This window comes from Ruminococcus flavefaciens 007c (assembly GCF_000571935.1).
GTDB classification, from domain to species: domain Bacteria; phylum Bacillota; class Clostridia; order Oscillospirales; family Ruminococcaceae; genus Ruminococcus; species Ruminococcus flavefaciens_F.
On sequence record NZ_ATAX01000028.1, the window covers coordinates 351,382 to 369,793 of the forward strand.

Genomic DNA, 18,412 nt, shown 5'->3' on the forward strand with positions numbered 1-18,412 from the left:
GGAGACATGGTTTCTGTAATAATCCCAATTTATAACGTTGAAAAATATCTGCACGATTGTATTGACAGCGTGCTGGACCAGACATACACCGATCTGGAGATAATACTCGTTGATGACGGTTCAACTGACAGCTGCGGAGCAATTTGCGACGAATACGCAGAAAAGGACTGCCGCATCACGGTTATACACAAGAAAAACGCAGGCCTGTCCGATGCCAGAAATGCCGGACTTGCCGCTGCATCGGGAGAGTATATATATTTTCTTGACAGTGATGATTATATCAAAAAAAATACTATCGGGGAATTACTGAAATATGCTGAGCTTTGTAAGGCGGATATCGTGTTTTTTGATTCCGAACTCGTTTACGAAACCAAGAATACCAATTTAAAGAAAATGAAACATTCACTAAAGTATGATTCTCATTCAGGTGCCGAAATATTAAGACAGGGATTAAATAATGATGATTTTCAGACATCTGCGGTACTTAATTTCTTTAGTGCGGATTTCTTGAAAAAAGAAAAAAGGCAGTTTAAAAAAGGTATTTTTTTCGAGGATCTGTTGTTCACTGTACTCTCATATATACGTTCCGAAAAAGTATTTTACCTGGATCGCTCTTTCTACATCTATCGTATACGGGAGAGCTCTATAATGACATCGGTCCCGAGTAAAAAACATTTTCTCAGTCTGCTTTGCTGCATCAGTGAATTCAGAAAAGAACTGAAGAAATGCTCCAAATATCAGAAAAAGAATGCACTTGAATTAAGTATCGTATATGCTGCCAACGCATATATGACGCTGTATCTGCGTCTGGATCGCAGCGAAAGAAAAAAGCACAGGAAAGAATTGCGATATCTGCGTCATGTACAGAATCAAATTACGACCACAAGCACAAGAAAGCTCTGGATAAAACTATGGTTCACTGAGGTCTTTGCCTTATATAAGACTTTATTTGACAGATGAAACCGTAATTGGATACATCTGCGGATTTTACGGTATTAATAACAGCAAAAACGGCTGCCTTCGGGCAGCCATTCTTATTAATATCTATCTGTGCTCAATTATTGGAAGCGTTTTTTCAGAGCTTTTACAAATTCTTCAGCATTGGTCTGCGCGTTAAATGCGGTCAAGAAGGTCTTATGTGCGTTTTCTGCCATTGCCATGCGCTCCTCGTCGGACATAGAATAAAAACGTTCTATTGCAGAAACCAACTCGTCCGGATCTGCTTCGGCAGACATCAGGTATCCGTTTATACCATCCGAAACGATCTCTGAAATACCGCCCACATCCGGAGCAATAACAGGTATTCCGCATGAAAACGCTTCCATGATGGATACAGGCAGTCCTTCCGTTGACGAAGCATTTATAAACAGATCTGGAGCATTTTTATGATATATTTCCGCTATCTTATCATTCGGAACGCTTCCGAGGAACTCGAAAGTACAGCTGCTTCCGTCAAGAAGCTTATGAGCATACTGCTGCTCGGTTTCCGACCTTTCTCCCTCTCCTATGTGTATCCACCTGAGGCCGACGCCGGATCTGCTGAGAGCTTCAGTTATCCTGCCCAATCGTTTTAATCCGATTATATTTGAACAGCTGACAATGGTATAGGAACACTCACTGCCTTTTTTTATTCTGCCGAAATCTCCGGAACCGAGGTATGAGACCATAGTTTCCGTGGTCCCCGGAAATTCCTTTTTGAAGTAGCGTTCACCGTTTTTACTTATGAAAACGAGGAGATCTGCTTCGCTGGCAGCTGTTTTGTGCATCGGCTGTATACAAAACGAATTTCTTTCCTTATAAAGGTCATATCCGTGAAGACGTGAGATCACCTTCAGATGAGGATATTTTCTTTTGAGCTGCAAAGCAGCATAGGTTTCTTCCGTACACCAGAAAGTGTAAATTATATCAGCACCGTTTTTTCTGATAATTTTTTCAAGAACATCCTTTATGACTATGCTTCTTTTTACAAAGCCCAGAACATTCCGTCCCCGGGCAATATCCGGAAGCATCGAAAGCATCTCTTTAACAGCAGCTTTGTCTGCGATCACTCTCAATATGTAATTTTTCGTGTACTTTCTTTTATAAATAAATCTGACTGTTCTGAAATTCCTTTTTCCGCCGTGCTTTATTGATATATCCGCATCCGGCAGGCAAACCGCCATAACTGTAAGATCATAGCTGGTTTCCAGCACCTTTATTTCGGATGACAGAAAGGAGTATTCACTTTCACCGAAAGGATATCCGTGAGTAATAAGGAGCATTTTTTGTTTTTTCATATTATCGTTCATTCTTTCAGCCATGCTTTTTTTGAGCTTTTAAAAAAACGGATCTCAGTTTTTGGGATGTTCTGCCGTAACAGAACGTACCGCGGAGTTCTTCGGATGGCGTATATGACAGCCTTCCGCAGAACATTTTTTCATTATAAAGCGACTCGATATAGTCTGCGAGCTCAGACACGGGAGTTTCCTTGTTGCAGGTTTCATGGCAAAAACCGTAATTGAACCTTTTCTGCAGCTGCAAAAGCTCACTGTCCGGTTCATTTCCCGATATTAAAGCAAGTATGGGCTTGCCTGTTTTGATACCTTCATAGAACTTTCCCGTAAGTATCCCTTTACTGTCGGTCTTATTCCAGGCCATAACAGTGAACACATCGCTTTCAAGCTGCATTTTCAATGTATCGCCCTTTGAAAGGTATCCTCTGTCTATCAGGATATCACTCAATCCTTCAGCAGCAAATACTTCGGAAAAATCCTTTGAACTTGAACCTGCATAGCAGAATCTTATTTTTTCCCTATCGACCCTTTTACGGGTGATGAGGTCTGAAATACACTTTGCCAATGCTATAAGAGCAGGCTTGCTGTCTTCATATATCCTGCCTGTATAGCAAAAATCAAACGATCCCTTTGATACGGGAACTTCTGGAAGCTCTTCGTTTTCATCATATCCGTTATAGATAAGATATATATCCGATTTTGGATGCAGCGATCTTAATTCCCTGCAAAGTCCTCTGCTTACAGCCGTAATGCAGTCGGCCTCTTTCAGCGCACAGACAGTTGCTCTTGCGGCATAAATATTCCATATATATTCGGGCAGCAGACTTTTGCTCATTATCATTGAATCACGGAAATCCATTATCCATGCAGCATTGAATTTTCTGGCAGCATATCTTCCCGCATAGATATTTTCAAGAGTGCCGCAGGTGGAGAAAACGACATCAAAGCTTTTCCCTTTACTGTGCAGATCATCGATCACCCGCTTCTGACAGTTATTGACCGTTACAAGATGATCAAGACATTTCGGTGCCTTTCCGAAGCATATATTCTTCAGATCTCTGATAAACTTCAAGGGCATTTTTATTTTTTCAGGGATAAAATAATATTTTCCTCTCGGAACAGGAGCGAATCCCTCATATTCGCCGCGCAGGAATTTCTCGGCATCACAGTTCTTTCCGAGGGCTGAGATAACTTCAAAATCCATATTCTTATCATACTCGTCGAATGGTGCGAGCTCGAATTCACCCGAGCGCAGAACGGTTATATTATCTCCCATTTCTGCAAGATGCTTCGCAAACATATACGGTCTGATCGCTGCGATAGCGCTATCGGGGACAAAAAAAGAAGTTATTATCAAGATATTCATTAAGCATTCACTCCATTATGATATATCACAGTCTCCAGAATCTCATTTTGCTTGCGCGCAATTCATCCATTCTGTAAAGGCTTTTTACGTCTATGAGTACCTTCTCTTCGTCCGCAAGCTCCGGTTTGAACATTTCCTTCAGCTGCATGACCGACATAGATCTGAACTGCGAATGTCCCACAGCAACTATAACGCAGTCGGCCGGTGGCAGTTCATCAAAGGGTACAAGATCCACATTGTATTCCTGCTTTGCGATCTCGGCGTTTGCCCAGGGATCGGTGACTATGGGACTGATATCGTATTCCCTGAGACGTTCTATAATATCAACTATCTTGCTGTTTCTTGTATCGGGACAATTTTCCTTGAAAGTGATGCCCAGTATGATAACCACTGCCTTTTTGGGAGCCATTCCTGCTTCTATCATTTCTTTTATGGACGAATCGGCAATAAAGGCTCCGATAGAGTCGTTCACCTTTCGGCCGTTAAGGATTATCCTGCTGTGATAGCCCAGCTTTTCGGCTGCACTTGTAAGGTAGTACGGATCTATACCTATGCAGTGTCCGCCCACAAGGCCTGGTCTGAAGCCGAGAGCGTTCCATTTGGTATTCATGCCGTCGAGTACTTCGGCAGTATCGATATGGAGCCTGTCGCATATCATGGCTATCTCATTCATGAATGCTATATTGATATCACGCTGGCTGTTTTCTATTACTTTTATGGCTTCAGCAGTTTTGATGTCGGAAGCCATAAATGTTCCCGCTTTGATTATGATGTCATATACCTTCTGTATCTCTGCGGAGGATTCAATGTCCATACCCGACACGACTTTTCGTATCGAAGTGAGCGTATGAACTCTGTCTCCCGGATTTATACGTTCGGGACTGTAGCCTATCTTCCAGTCGGTACCCAATTTCAGTCCTGATTCGCTTTCGATTATAGGTGCGCATATATCCTCTGTAACTCCGGGGTAAACAGTAGACTCAAATACAACGATGGTTCCGGGAGAAATATTCTGACCGATGGTTTTTGACGCACTTTCCAGAGGTCTGAGGTCGGGACTGTTGTCGTCCTTGACAGGAGTAGGCACCGCCACAACAATGAATCTTGCTTCTTTCAGAGCAGCAGGATCTGAGGTGAAGTCAACAGTCGTATGCTTTATAGCTTCACCTATCTCATTGGTGGAATCAATGCCGTTTTTATATTCGTTAACACGCTTTTCGTTTATATCAAAGCCGATGACCTTGATATGCTTGGCAAATTCAACGGCAATAGGCATTCCTACATAACCCAGACCGACGAGAGCGAGTTTCTCGGTACCATTTATAAGTCCCTCATAAATATCATTAAAATTCATCTGATCATCCTCGATTCATTCATTGCTTCTGTCAAAGCATTCCGGATGGTATATATATCCTCACGCGACAGATACGGATGTATCGGAAGGCTGAGAACAGTTTCACACAGCTTCCGGGTAACAGGGCAGTCCGCTTCGGCGCTGTGTGTTCCAGAAAATGCCTGCTGGGAGTGCATTGGCTTCATATAATATATCATTGTGGGTATCGAACGATCCTGAAGGTATTTTTTCAATACATTCCTGTCAATTCCCCGCTGGAGCTGTACTGTATACTGAGCCCAGCTGCTGATATAGCCGTTTTTTATATGCGGCAGGATAAGACCTGTATCGGCAAGGGCTTCATTATACATTAGGGCTGCTGTATTTATATCCTGAAGCTCATGATCTTTAAATGCTTTCAGTTTGACCTGTAAAACAGCCGCCTGCAAAGTATCGAGCCTGCTGTTCATTCCCAGACGTATATTATCGTACTTGTTTTCGGAGTTTTTTCCGTGTACGGCAAGACTGCGGATGATCGCAGCCCATTCGTCATTGTTTGTAAAAACCGCACCGCCGTCGCCGTAACATCCGAGAGGCTTGGAAGGGAAGAAGCTCGTTGTCGAAATATCTCCGAAACCGCAGGCCTTCTTTCCGTCGATGGAACCGCCAAAGCCCTGGGCACCGTCTTCAAGAAGCAGGAGACCGTATTTCCGGCATATTTCCTTTATCTCCGCATAATCGGCAGGCTGTCCGAACAGATCAACTGCTATGACCGCTTTGGGAGCATACTCTCCTTCGCCGAGTACCCGTATGACCGCCTCTTCGAGTTTTTTTACATCGATATTGAAGCTGTTTTCATCCACATCCACAAATACAGGCACAGCCCCCTCTGCGGCAGGACATTCTCCCGATGAAAAGAATGTGAAATCAGGAACAAATACAGCGTCGCCCCTGCCTATTCCCCACGCTTTGAGTGCAAGTGTGATTGCGTCGGTACCGTTGGCACAGGATATACAATGCTTTACGCCCACATATTCCGCAAGCTGCCTTTCAAGCTCACTTACCTGCGCCCCCGATATGAAATGTGCAGAGGTACATACTTCTGCTATTTTCATGTCTATTTCATTTTTCAGTACGCTGTACTGTTTTTTCAGATCGCGGAATTCCATTTATTTCACCTCTGTGATAGTATCTGCTTCTTTTTTGTATTTTTTCATACAATCTCTGCAGCAGAGATCCTTGTCAAGGACCTGTCCGCATTTGCAAACCCATCCTGCCTGTCTGGCTGGAACTCCTACCATCAGCGCAAACGGAGGAACATCTCTGGTCACGACTGCACCTGCTGCTATCATGCAGTATTCACCAAGCTCATGACCGCAGACGATGGTTGCATTTGCTCCTATGGTAGCGTTATTCCTTACAACTGTCCTTTTATAGCGTGAATGTTCCTTTGGATACTGCGCTCTCGGAGTAAGATCATTGGTAAAAACACATGACGGTCCGCAGAAAACATTATCCTCGAGCTCCACGCCTTCATAGATAGATACATTATTCTGTATCTTTACTCCGCTGCCTATCCTGACATTGAATGATACATTTACATTCTGACCGAAAGAGCAGTTGCTGCCTATGACAGCTCCGCGCTGTACATGACAGAAATGCCATATCTTAGTACCTTTTCCTATTTCAACGTCTTCATCTATATAACTGCTTTCGTGTACAAAAAAATCAGTCATTTTCAAATTCTCCGATCATATCGATGCTTGCAAAATCCTCAAGGGGCAGCCTTACAGGCTGACCTGTTTTCTGGCTCTTATAGATAGCCAGTATAATTTCCAAAGCATTTCTTCCTGCAACCGCGCTGATATACGGTTCCCTGTTATTATTTATGGCATCTATCATATCTGCATAAAGACTGGTATGGCCGTTGCCGTAAACATTGCTTGTAGCTTCTTCAAGGCCTTTGTTTTCCATATCGTCATCTGTTTCGTCCGCAAAATCCCAGACATCTATATTGTTGGTCGATTTTCCGCCTATTTTCACTGTTCCTTTTTCTCCGAAGATATAAAGCGTTTCTTCAAGATTTTTCGGATAAACGTTTGTTGTACCTTCGATAGTTGCAATGGCACCGTTACGGAAAGCAACAACAGCCATGCCTATATCCTCTGTTTCCAGATACGGATGCTGCTGACGGCGTGTCGCTCCGTATACTGTATCCACATCGTCTCCGAACATCCAGCGAAGAAGATCTATACCGTGCAGGCACTGATTCATAAGACAGCCGCCGTCCTGTTTCCAGGTGCCTCTCCAGGCAGCCTGCTCGTAGTAGTCCTTGTTCCTGTTCCAGCGAACATGGATACTGCCATGTGAAAGCTTCCCGAAGCGTCCGGCTTCAAGAGCCTTCCGCGTTTTCTGAACGGCGATATTGAACCTGTTCTGATGGCAGGCCGCTACTTTCACACCCTTTTCTCTGCTTTTCCTTACTATTTCATTTGCATCAGCTATACTCATGGCAATAGGCTTTTCGATTATAACGTTTATGCCGTGCTCTATGCAGTAAAGAGCGATCTCGGCATGGGTCCCGCTTGATGTTGCCACAGCAACGAGCTCGATTTCGGGATGTTCGGCTATGAGCTTTTTGTAGTCGGTATAGTATCCGACCTTGTCTCTTTCCGCAAAACCTGTTTTATCGAAAAGCAGATCTATATTCTGCGCGGCAGCGTCACAGGCCGCCACAAAGTCAAGGCCGTTGTTGACAGCTGCCTTAACATGATTAACTGCGATCCTGCCGCAGCCTATCAGAGCGTAATTCATTATTTATTCCTCCAGAAAAAAGCTTTTTCCATAGCCGATAGTATTTTCAGCTGAATGCCACTCTCCGAACCGCGTCTGTTCGTTTTCGGTCCCGTGAGGTATATCTGCTGCTTTTTTAGCATCATACACCGGATCACATACAAAGCAGACAGGTACCGAAGTACTTCTGCATTTAATGACGTACCTGTGCGAAGTATCTGCAATAAGCGGTTACGGTGTGGTTACCGTGGTCTCTTCAGCGGTTTTTTCAGGGATATGCTTGAAAACGTGTATGAGGTATATCGTGCTCATGGCACTTGAAATAAGTACCACCAGAACTGTGGCAAAAGCCGCGCCCATTGAGCCCCACCACTGTATAAAGAAAAAATCGGCAACTATATTGCAGGCGCTTGATACGATCGCAGTTATCAGGTTGAATCTCAGTTTTCGCTGAGTTACCAGCAGATTTCCCGATATTATCCTGAATGTACCCGCAAAGAAATAATTTACAGCAAGAACACGGAAAACCTCTACGCAGTCCGAATACTGTGCTCCGAACAAGGTCTTTACAATAAACGGAGCAAAAATGAACATTATTGCTGAAATAAACAGATTAAATGCGCCAAAACACAGAAGCATTGTCTTATAATGGCTTATGCACCATTTTCTGTCGTTACGGTGTTCCGCAAAATACGGATAAATATAGACTATAAGAGATGTCGGTATGAAAACCAGTGCTGTCGGCAGCGTGGTAGCGACCTTATAGCTTGCAATTATAGATTCATCGGGATCGATTATCCCGAGCACAAATATGTCGAGCAAATACAGCAGCTGCGAGAGACCGCTGTTGAGCATTGAAATAAACGACAGCCTGAGCAATACATTCTTTTCGGCGTCATCAGGTGCATCGTCCCTGCGTATAAGCCTGACCTTGAAAAAGAAATAACTCACTGCAAGAGAAATGATGCCTGCAATATAATTTGCAACTACCAGCCCCCGTTCTCTGAAAAAGAAGGACAGAATTACCGAGAAAATGAACACCGATGTTGTGTTTATCAGCATCAAAGCCGAAAAATCGCGGTTCCGCTTGGCCGCTCTCAGATATACAGAGCTCATTGAAAAAAGCAGCTGAATAAACGGCAGCAGGCATAGCATAACTATGAGAGGTCCTGTGCCTTTGATCCTGAAATTAACGAAAAGGCCTGTTATCATCAATACGGCTGCGATAACAGTATTGACTTTCAGGCCGTATCTTGTGCCGTAATTGAATACCTTCCTGCAATACCCGTCGTCATTATTCCTTTCGCTGGCAAGCTGAAGTGCGCCTGATTCTATACCAAAGCCGCTTATGATCAGAAGTAAGCCGTATATGTTCCATGCATGAGTGAAACGTCCGTACTCGGTTTTGGTCAGTATCCTGACAAGGACAAAGCCGCTCATGAAAGAGATCACTTTGTTTAATACATTGCCTCCGAAAATATGAAAGAAGCCTGTACTCAGCAGATTTCTGATCTTATTCTTTATCATTGAAACCATTTGAAATATATTTTACATATTTTTGTTTTTTTCGGATCATAAATCATCATATCGTCTCATTCTTCCTTTTTGAAAATATTAAACCCCATTGGGCAGATCATCCATGTATTAAAATAATTTGTATTTTATATTGATCTATGTTAGAGAATTATGCGATGTACATCGCAAAATTGTATAAAATTGCCTAATTATATTATAATTTAAAAAGATTACTTTGTCAAGCAAAAAGCGTATCCCGAGCCCTGTCCGCAGTAAAAAAACAACAGGCTCAGCAGCATTGAAAATGCCCGTCCTTTCTGATGAAATTGCTCTGGCACACATAACGAAAAGCTGCCGGTACTTAATCGTACCGACAGCTTTCATCATATCCCTCCTGATTCCCCTTATTAAGAAGAACACCGCAGCCAGTTGCTGCAAAGGTCATTTATTCATTTTTTCTTCCTGGTCTGAAAAAAAAACTTATTGCTATAAGAAGCAGTCCTCCTATCACCATGGGTAGAACAGGCCACCACAACTGACCTGTCTGAGGCAGGCCTGTTGTTGTAACAGGCGGAGCTGACGTTGTGGGCGGGACTGTGGTTTTTGTTTTTTCCTCACTTGTAGTGACTGCCGTCGTCATTGTTGTCGTTGTTATATTGGGCGTCACAGTCGTTGTCCTATCGCCCTCGTCCCAGTCCGTCACGGTTTTGTGGCGGTTTCTTACCAGAAACTGTGTATCGTTATGCTCTATCCTTACCTCATAGTCCACAGGAACTGCCCTTTCGGCAACTCTCCACTGCGCTCCCGTATCACTCTCTACCCAGCGGTATTTCCATTCGTTTTCTTCATTCAGGATAACTGTGTCGTACAGCTCCTCATTCCTGAAAATATCGACTGTGACGTAAGTCGGACGCGCTTCATACAGATCGTCGTTGTCCAGCCATACCTTTTTCACGGTATACGAAACGACTCTGTCACTGAGCGTTACCCTTATTATCTTAGGATAAGCGTCAAATGTGAAGCTATCCTTGTCGCTTCTGACCTCCATGAGGAGAGGCGACGGCTCATAGTAATATGGAGCTATATCCACAGGATAGCCTATGGCAAGATACAGTCCGTCAGATAAGCCTCCGAAGCTTATTTTTCCGCTGCTGTCTGTAAGCCCCTCAGCTATGGGAGCCAGCATCTTCTTTATCGCGTAGCTCTCAACAGTTTGAGCGGCACGGCTGATATTCTCTGCGGACATATCCGACATATCAGCCTGACAGCCTGCAAAATCGCCTGTGAATATGAACCCGCTGCCGTTTCTTTCGCCTGTACGGAAGAGCTTCCAACGCATACCTGCTATGATGACTTCATCCTTGCTGCATTCAAGAGTGATAGTCTTGCCGCTGTCTGCACTTATCCGCACCGGAACAAACGCAGCCATTACCAGCAGCACACATATAAAGCGGATAAGCAGCTTCTGTGCTCTTTTGATTATATACGGCATTTTATCACTCCTTTCGCTTTATTTTTCATCATCATCGGATACGGTTCTTTCAGGCTCTGTGGGAGTTTTGCGTGTGCTCCTGCTGTTTCTGCCGCCGAACATAAGCATTATTAACAGAACCAGAAGTATCGGCGCCGCGATGACCGGCGCAACTATTATCGGCGAGACGATTATACCATCGTTTGCCACATAAATTTTCATTTCCTCCTCGGTTTCTATCCTCGTTCCCCTCACAAGAAGCCTGTGGGAATTGATACCGTAGGGAGTACAGGTGAAGAGTGTACAATAGTCCTTGTTCGGATCTATTGCAAGATCATCCACCTCATAGGGCTTTACTACTCTGATCTGGTCCACCTGATATGTCAGAACTTCGTTCAGGACCGTGATGCAGAACACATCTCCCAGCTCCATTTTATCCAGATCTGTAAAAAGTCTTGCACTCGGAAGTCCTCTGTGTCCCGACAGCACCGAATGGGTACCAGCACCTCCGACAGGGAGGCTGGTCCCGGGAAGATGGCCCGCTGCTATCTGAAGAACGTCATCATTGACGCTGTGATAGATAGGCAGCTCTACCTTGATCTTCTCAATGGTCACGTAACCCATTATACCTGTGCCTGTTATATCGAGTGTTTCATTATAGCCCGCTACGAGTTCGGGATGAAACAGGACTCCCTCTATGGAAGCTATTCTTTTATTGTATTCCTCAGCCTTTCTGAAAACTGCTTTCTGCTGCTCGTCATCCATTGAATCAGCGATCTTGTTATAGGATTGTATCGCCCTTGACTGATGCAGGGCGTTTATATGTTCGCTGACAGTGGGATACAGCAGCAGGAACAGTCCGATCAGGAATGCGGCGAAGGGCAGCGATCTTAAAATAAAACGCTTCATTGACAGCTCCCTAAGATATTGATAAGACTGTGCAGCGGAGGAGAACTCCTCCACTGCACGTTATGATTCGGTTGATATCTGATTAGTCAGTATATACCTTTAGTTTTCCTTTGTATTCATTCTCTTCTTGGTGATAAGGAGAACGCCTGAACCTACTACCAGCAGGCTTCCGAAGATGTAGAACAGCTTTGTACCGATACCACCGGTTGAAGGAAGTGTAGCACCGTATCTGTTTTCAACTTCAACAAGATATGTATTATCTGTTGTATCAAAGTTCTTTCCGCCTGAGTATGTCCAGTTAGGACCGCCCTCCAATGAAGGAGCAGCAGAATTACTTATTGTAATTGTTATAGGTGTACCAGCATTATATCCATTAGGTGCCTGTGTCTCAGTGAGAGTATACTCACCGGCCTTAAGTCCTGTGAATGTGATATAACCGTTGCTGTCAACTAATGCCTCAACAGCTAATGGCGAACCTGTAGCTTTTTCGGTATATGTGTCTTCTGCTTCGGTCTTCTTGAACTTCTTGCCTGATGCAGCAGTATCATAAAGATCTGCATTTGTGGCTGTAGGTTCAGTTGTAGTATACGAACCGTCCTTTAACAGGTAATAATCTCCGTTTGTGTCTTCTACAAATTTATAACCGGATGTAACCTTTACCTCATTAAGAGAATTGCATTCAAGCTTGAACTTAGCACCTGTCAGTTTATTTCCATCCTGATCTACCTTCTTGATCTTGATAGCTGTTGTAAAGGTTTTTACTGTATCCCAAGGTGTTTCACCTGTAGGAGCACCTGAACCGGGCTCATCAGGGTGACCTTCGTCCTTGCCGTTTCCGGTTGTATTAGGATCGTTTGAATAAGTAAGCTTAGCAGTATTGGGGTTACCTTGGTTTGTTATTACAGCATTGCTGTTAACAGTAGCTGTATAAGTTATAGTGATATCATCACCGGCTTTATAATCATCGAATACATCAATTGCATTTTCAAATACAACCTTAATAGCTGTTCCTGTTGATTCGTTATAAGTAGGCGGATCAACATAGTAATCACCGTTATACGGATTTGTATATGTAGTATCAGGATCCTTTGTCAAAGTAACCGCATCACCTGTCTGAGGTTTAATCGTGACAGCAATATCTCCATTATATGTTAAGCCTGGTGAAAGTGTATCATCCACAACGAAGAAATACTTGTCATAACCGGTAATATCGGGCACTTTAGTCTTGATGACATAAGTAACAACATCACCGATAGCAGCAGTATTGGCATCAACTTCCGAAGAGTTCTCAACTATCTTCTTTTCAAGAGTAGGAAGTGAATGCTTTGCGTTGATCTCGGTATCTCCTGTCAGCTTAAGGATATCAGCACTCTTTACTCTTACTCCTGTTGTGGCGTCACCTGTTGCAAGAGGAGCGGGTGTCTCATCAAGAATGAGGTACCAGCCTGTATCCAGACCAGTAGCAGAGAATGTATCTGCTGTTGCATCTGTATTTCCCTGATCCAGATCTGTAGCTGTTCCGGTCTTGCAAGAAGCTATTATCTTTGCAAGTTTCTCGATCTGTTTAGGATAATCATCAGAAGTTTTATCAATTTCTGACAATACCTTTGCAACGGCATCTACAGAGTTTGCAACTGTACCTGATATACCTATTGCTGCCTGATTATCAGCATTATTTAAAGCTGTAACAAGAGCATCTGAGTTTATATTAGCGCCCCATGACAGATTCTTGAGTTCGCCGTTATCTAATGTACCCTTAATGATCTGATATGCATTGTAATCATGGGCCTGCTTATCAGAATCAGTAATAGAAAGGTCAGCCGCAACTGCTTCAAGAGCAGTTAATCCTGTAGCTGCCAAAGGTGTAGCAGCCAGTAATGCTGCTGTTAATATCGCTAATGAACGTTTATAGTTTTTCATAAGATTTCCTCCATTTTTCATATTATATTTATTTATTGTACGGATGCGAATGTTCATTTCAGGAAGCCATTTCGATCACGCCTCCTTCTACGCCTGTATGCGGTGCATCCGCTCAATATACCGATTGTTGTCAGCACTGTTCCGAGTATATATATACCCGTCGTGCCTCGTCCTCCCGTTGCGGGGAGCTTGTACCAGATGTACTTGTTCTTTACAAGTATCGGTGAGTCTTCTGTATTCGTCGCAACGAACTGTCTGTCGTAGGATATGATGTAGTCATCATGTGTACTTTCAACGGTCTTTTCTTCGCCGTTCAGTACGACGTCGGTTTCTACGTCATCATCTCCTATCTTAACTTCCTCAACCCAGTATCTGTAAAGATAGCCGCTCTGCTCGCCGAGATCAGCTTTACCCCAATGATAACCCATCATCTTTCCGGTTCCGTCGTCATAAAGCGTACCCTGAGTAGGAAGTGTGATCTCTTTTGAGAAAGCGCTATCAAGAGTATACTGACCGTCCAGATGAAGCGGATTGGTTACAGAGTTTTCGTCCAGATCCAGATCGTAGTTGCTGTAATCTGAGTAATATTTGCCGCTGATTATTTCATAACCGTCCTTATTGCCAGAAACAGGTGTCGTTGTTTCTGTTACATCATAGATTCTCAGGTATCTTAATCTGTACGGCTTTGTATCATTATTAGTTTCAAAATAAATTCTTGCATTACTCATATTAGCACCAGCAGGTATATCAACCACTTGAGATGCATCATAATGCTTGAAGTGATCACCTGAAGTATCTGGAATATTAGTATTGCAAACCCAGGTATACTGGTCTCCATTATTTTGATAGTATAGCGTTAAGTGTGCATTTCCTGCACCATTCTGTCCATCATGATGCTGATATCCAACTTCAAATCTATAACTATGCCCCGCCTGAAGAATCGAACTAACACTTCTTTGGATACCTGCATTATTGCTTTGACGTTCAGAAAGTAAAAGGCTTCCGTCTGCTACACTCAAATTAAGAGTATTATTTTTGCTCCAACCGTCAGGGAGAGTTGTACTGTTGAAAGTGACATTGGTTATTTCCGTATTACTTGCCACTGACGCGCCGCTTACAATAACTCTTCCTGTATCCTCTTCCACTTCAACTTGGGTATTTCCTTCGATAGCAGTAAACTCATCCATATAGAATTGAGAAATCAGAGGAGCCTCATATTGTCCATGTTCGTTGTTTTGATCAGGATTTGCTGTTTCAACAATAATGAACATATTGTACGGATCGATAGATTCAGGAAGTGTTATAGTTCCCGTAAGCTGAGTCCATTGTCCCTTCTGTACTGTTTTACTTGATATACCACGATAACTTCCGTTATTCTCCTTATTCAATCCGTCATTAAAAGTAAAATTAAACTGAATCGAATCCGGAGCATTAGTGTTATTGGTATCATCATAATAAACGTAAGTACTGAAAGTATATGTCTTGTTCATTTTGAATTTTGCAGGATCAAGCTTCAGTGTTGCACCGTTGAAGGACTTTGTTCTGTCGTATACACGAAGAGCGTCGCCCTTTGCATATGCATTGTATCCGCTTGGTTCTACCTTGGCGTTTGTTCCCTTTGAAGCATCATTCTGCACGCTCCAGCCATTCGTTCCTCTTGTGAATGAATGGTGCAGAAGCAGCAGGCTGTCCTCTGCGTTATCCGAAGTTACTTTGAAGGTCACTTCATTTGCAGGTTCAGTATCACCTGCTTCCTCCTTTGCCGCCAGATTCTGTACAACAAGAATGTACTCGTCCTCTTCAAACTTAACGTAAAGAGTCTCATTAGCCTTATTGTTATTCTGGTAGCAGCTGTCGGTGTGCTCGTGATCGGGCTCTGTATTAGTACAGGTAAGTATTTTAAGAGGCACTTCCGCATTGTTGTTCTTGTAGCAGCTGTCAATATGCTCGTGATCGGGATCCGTATTGGTACAGGTAAGTACTTTAATACGTTTGCTCGGATAATCAGGATCACCCTTGTACAATTCCACGCCTTCGGGAAGATCATAGAAAATCTCCGCACTTCCGTTGGCATAAAGATTTGTGTAAGTTTTGCTTACTATGGGGTTTCCGCCCTCATCGACAATATTGACCCTGAGATCGGTTGGCTGACTTGGTAAATATCCAACTTTTTCACGCTTGAGGATGAGCTTTACCGCAGGCTGTCCGTCTGGCGGAGTATTTCCCCATTCCTTTTTAACGTAAATATCGGTATTGGCTATATCGATATTTGTGATCTCATAGACCCTTCTGCCATTTTCGTCAACAGACTCTTTATACGAAGCCTTGAAGCCTTCAGGAGCATTGACTTCCTCTATCCTGTAGGAATATACATGATTTCCGTAACGAGTAAGCAGACCTGTTATCTCCTCACCGCTTTCGTTTTCAAGTATAAAGGTTCTTCTCTTCTTCTCGACCTCTTGGTTTGTATCCGGATCTGTTGTTTTATACTTCAGAGCGATCTGTTTGACTTCACCCGTAGCAGAATCGGTACGCATTATTTTGTACTTCATCTTAAAGCCGTTAGGTTTGGTTCCTCCAGACCAGTTCTTCTTGATAAAAAGCTTGGTCTGATCGTCCTCAATAACTCTGTTAGTGAATATGTATGAATTGTTTGTGCTGAGCGCAACCGGATCCTCGTTTGAGCTGATATCCGCATCGCCTCCGCCCGGATTAAGTTCTGTCGGAGTTCCACCGTTGACCGATACCTGATCAAAGATATTCGGATCAACACCGATCTCTGTGATCTTGAACTGTCTGTGCTGCTCAAGATCTTCGAATGTCATTCTTTCTCCGTCCTTAATAGTGAAGTAACCATGATCTGTATTTGGAAGATCAGGCTGTATCCACTCATTGTCCTTCCATTCCCATACCTGGAATCCGTATTCCATATCATCGATCAAAGGATCCTTTACCAGGTGCTTCTGATAATCAACATTCTTTTTAATTGTCAGAGGCTTCAATGTTGGAAGGTTCATATCCATTGCAAGGTTTGAATAACAACCGCCTCGCTCAAGATAGAACATCTTGATCTCATGAGTTGGCTTTTTACCATCTACAAGTGCGTCCCAGTCATCGCCAAGGTACTGAGTTAACGGTGTAACGATCCACTTGTTTCCCGAACCAGTGGTATCAGAACCGATGGGCATTGGAAGTTTATTAAAATCAGCCTCGCTGTTAATGCCATTGCCCTCAGTAGAAATAAGATCTGACATTACATCACTTATGCTTCTGCCGAGCTCGTTATCCTGAGTCCAAGCGAGACCGTTTGTGAAATCGATCATACCGCCCGCAGGCTCATGAATACCGCCAAGATCGAGAACCAGTTTTCCGTCAACAAATACCCACATATCGTCATCGCCGCTGTACTTGAAAGATACAGGGTCTCCGTTCACCAGATTTTCAGGTGAAGGATTAACGAACTTTGCCTCCATAGTCATACCGAAGTGATGATTATAGCCGTTTCCGTTATAGTTAGGATCACGTCTTGTAGGATCATATTCATCAAACGGGAAGAAACCAATCTTGAATTCCGGCTTGTTGTCGTCGTATTCAGTAGGTTCTCCATTTTCATCAAGATGATGATAATCGGTATCTGTGTCTTTATGATGGTCTGGGTTTATTACAGGATATGTTTTGTCATATATGATAAAATCGCCTGAATCCTTATCATAATAAGCATAATTATCATCACTGTTGAAGAAAAGATGATCATTTTCCGTATTTCTCTGCAGCAGATGATTTACATCCTCATAAACTGTCTTATACTCACTTTGATCTACTGGCTGACCGTTAACTGTTACATCTGTAGTCGGAGCAAAAAGATAAGCCAACGAATTGCCAGTGGCATTATTCATAACCGGATATCCGTCTTCCCCAAGTTCAGTCTTTACGATACCTGAAATAGATCTGTTTCCTGAATAATGAGGAGTAGAATTGTAGTCACCCGAATAACTGTTTTTATCGGGATTGTACTTATGAACATTACCGTCCATATAATTATAGAAAACATAATCAGTAGATGGTTGAATGTTCGCCGGTATAGGTGTACCGTAAGCAAAGAACATGATATCATCAACAGGATTTCTGCCAGTGTTGATACCTGAAGTTGCAATGTTGTTATGCTCATACGGCACTCTAACCACAGAACCACCCTGTCCCCAATCCTCTGCGAAGCCATAATTGTTAGTCTGTGACTCCAGATTTGAATCGCCGTAATCAAATAGTGTGAATTTGATGCCCTCTGCAATATTATCGATCGTCGTCTTAAAACCAGGATTGATATACGGAGCATTCTGTACATTCTCAGATGCCAGCAGCTCAATCTCGTTACCGAGTGTGAGATCAGGCAGGTCAGCAACAAGGAACTCCTCATCAGTCTCTTCACCACTGTCTCCGTATGAACCGCTAAGAGCAAAAAGCTCATCGTCCGTTTCTTCGTCAATGAGCTCATCATCTATGCCATAGCAGGACATATCGTGGATATGCTCGTTATATCCGCAGATAAGCCGCCTTTCATAGCATTCAGCAGTATGGGTATGCTCCTCATTTTCCTCCAGTCCGCATATCAGGACATCCTGATAGCAGGCATCGGTATGAGTATGCTCCTTCAGGCCGCACTGAGCGTCATTGACCATTGTAATACCTGTATCACGAAGCTCCCAGAGGACGCCTGTTGATACAAATAATGAAAGGACAAGCAGCAGCGATATCATACGCCGTCGCTTGAGACTGTTTTTATGGATCAATTCATAAAAACCGTCGATATAGTTTTTCATTCTATATCACCGTCC

12 protein-coding genes are annotated in these 18,412 nt (G+C 43.2%); 1 reads left to right on the forward strand and 11 read right to left on the reverse strand.

Translation table 11 applies throughout. The annotated features are described in order from the left end of the window. Positions 1-6 precede the first annotated feature (6 nt). Positions 7-960 (forward strand): glycosyltransferase, encoded by a 954-nt coding sequence (locus tag RF007C_RS12440; RefSeq protein ID WP_051456661.1) that lies wholly within the window; start codon positions 7-9, stop codon positions 958-960. Between the two features lie 98 nt (positions 961-1,058). Here RF007C_RS12440 and RF007C_RS12445 read toward each other — a convergent pair whose 3' ends face one another. The 11 genes from RF007C_RS12445 to RF007C_RS12500 form a co-directional block, all read right to left on the reverse strand. Continuing rightward, positions 1,059-2,276: a glycosyltransferase gene (locus RF007C_RS12445; protein ID WP_161634890.1), complete on the reverse strand. Its 1,218-nt coding sequence runs from the start codon at positions 2,274-2,276 to the stop codon at positions 1,059-1,061. Between the two features lie 16 nt (positions 2,277-2,292). Next, the gene (locus RF007C_RS12450; protein ID WP_037300207.1) at positions 2,293-3,639 is read right to left on the reverse strand and encodes a hypothetical protein; all 1,347 of its coding nucleotides are present in this window, start codon (positions 3,637-3,639) and stop codon (positions 2,293-2,295) included. Between the two features lie 25 nt (positions 3,640-3,664). Then, positions 3,665-4,993, reverse strand: coding sequence for a nucleotide sugar dehydrogenase (locus tag RF007C_RS12455; protein ID WP_037300210.1), 1,329 nt, complete (start codon positions 4,991-4,993; stop codon positions 3,665-3,667). Continuing rightward, on the reverse strand, positions 4,990-6,141 hold the full coding sequence (locus RF007C_RS12460) for a DegT/DnrJ/EryC1/StrS family aminotransferase (protein WP_037300213.1): 1,152 nt from the start codon (positions 6,139-6,141) through the stop codon (positions 4,990-4,992). Before RF007C_RS12460 ends, RF007C_RS12455 begins: the two co-directional genes overlap by 4 nt. Further along, on the reverse strand, positions 6,142-6,708 hold the full coding sequence (locus tag RF007C_RS12465; protein ID WP_037300214.1) for an acyltransferase: 567 nt from the start codon (positions 6,706-6,708) through the stop codon (positions 6,142-6,144). After that, positions 6,701-7,786, reverse strand: coding sequence for a Gfo/Idh/MocA family protein (locus RF007C_RS12470; protein ID WP_037300217.1), 1,086 nt, complete (start codon positions 7,784-7,786; stop codon positions 6,701-6,703). The genes RF007C_RS12465 and RF007C_RS12470 overlap by 8 nt, the downstream gene beginning before the upstream one ends. 210 nt (positions 7,787-7,996) lie before the next feature. Beyond that, complete coding sequence (locus tag RF007C_RS12475) at positions 7,997-9,292, reverse strand: lipopolysaccharide biosynthesis protein (protein WP_037300219.1); 1,296 nt, start codon at positions 9,290-9,292, stop codon at positions 7,997-7,999. A 433-nt stretch (positions 9,293-9,725) separates the two neighbouring features. After that, a complete protein-coding gene (locus RF007C_RS12485; RefSeq protein ID WP_037300224.1) occupies positions 9,726-10,772 on the reverse strand; it encodes a Cna B-type domain-containing protein in 1,047 nt (348 codons plus the stop codon). 18 nt (positions 10,773-10,790) lie between these two features. Continuing rightward, positions 10,791-11,660 carry a class C sortase gene (locus RF007C_RS12490; protein ID WP_019679829.1) on the reverse strand — a complete coding sequence of 290 codons (870 nt, stop codon included), beginning with the start codon at positions 11,658-11,660 and terminating at the stop codon, positions 10,791-10,793. 99 nt (positions 11,661-11,759) lie between these two features. Continuing rightward, positions 11,760-13,580 (reverse strand): isopeptide-forming domain-containing fimbrial protein, encoded by a 1,821-nt coding sequence (locus RF007C_RS12495; RefSeq protein WP_161634891.1) that lies wholly within the window; start codon positions 13,578-13,580, stop codon positions 11,760-11,762. A gap of 53 nt (positions 13,581-13,633) precedes the next feature. Then, a complete protein-coding gene (locus tag RF007C_RS12500) occupies positions 13,634-18,397 on the reverse strand; it encodes a carbohydrate binding domain-containing protein (RefSeq protein ID WP_037300228.1) in 4,764 nt (1,587 codons plus the stop codon). Between the last annotated feature and the right edge of the window lie 15 nt (positions 18,398-18,412).